1 protein-coding gene is annotated in these 1,004 nt (G+C 69.3%); it reads right to left on the minus strand.

Features of this window, described 5'->3' with window-relative positions; all coding sequences use genetic code 11:
* On the minus strand, nucleotides 1-1,004 hold a 1,004-nt coding region (locus tag AC5L38_RS44225), incomplete at both ends, for a sugar phosphate isomerase/epimerase family protein (protein WP_495248824.1).

Raw genomic sequence — 1,004 nt, forward strand, 5'->3', positions numbered from 1 at the left:
TCCGAGGAGAAGGCGGCGTCGAAGGCGGCGGTGGGCGGGGTGATGGCGTTGAGCTTGCGGATGACGGCCAGCGCGTCGGGGGCGCCGTCGAGGCGGTCCATGCCGGCGTCCTCCCACTCGATGGAGATGGGGCCGTCGTAGCCGATGGCGTTCAGGGCGCGGAAGCAGTCCTCCCAGGGCACGTCGCCGCGTCCGGTGGAGACGAAGTCCCAGCCGCGGCGCAGGTCGGCCCAGGGCAGGTGGGAGGCGAGCCGGCCGCGGCGGCCGTCGCCGGTGCGGACCTTGGCGTCCTTGCAGTCGACGTGGTAGATGCGGTCGGCGAAGTCCAGGATGAAGGCGACCGGGTCGATCTCCTGCCAGACCATGTGGGAGGGGTCCCAGTTCAGGCCGAACGCGGGCCGGTGGCCGATGGCCTGCAGGGTGCGCACGGTGGTGTGGTAGTCGTAGGCGATCTCGCTGGGGTGGACCTCGTGGGCGAAGCGGACGCCGACCTCGTCGAAGACGTCGAGGATGGGGTTCCAGCGCTCGGCGAAGTCGGCGTAGCCGTCTTCGATCATCTGGGGTGGGACGGGGGGGAACATGGCCACGGTGTGCCAGATGGAGGAGCCGGTGAAGCCGACCACGGTCTTGACGCCGAGTTTGGCGGCGGCCCGGGCGGTGTTCTTGATCTCTTCGGCGGCGTTGCGGCGGACCTGTTCGGCGTCGCCGTCGCCCCAGATGCGGGCGGGCAGGATGCCCTGGTGGCGGGCGTCGATGGGGTTGTCGCAGACGGCCTGGCTGACCAGGTGGTTGGAGATGGTGTAGACCGACAGGTTGTGCTTGGCGAGCAGTTCTTGCTTGCGGGGGATGTAGTCGTCGTCGCCGAGGGCTTTGTCGATCTCGAAGTGGTCGCCCCAGCAGGCGATCTCCAAGCCGTCGTACCCCCAGCCCGAGGCCAGGCGGCAGACCTCCTCGAACGGCAGGTCGGCCCACTGGCCGGTGAACAAGGTGATCGGCCTGCTCAT

The sequence above is a fragment of the Streptosporangium nanhuense genome, from assembly GCF_059358815.1.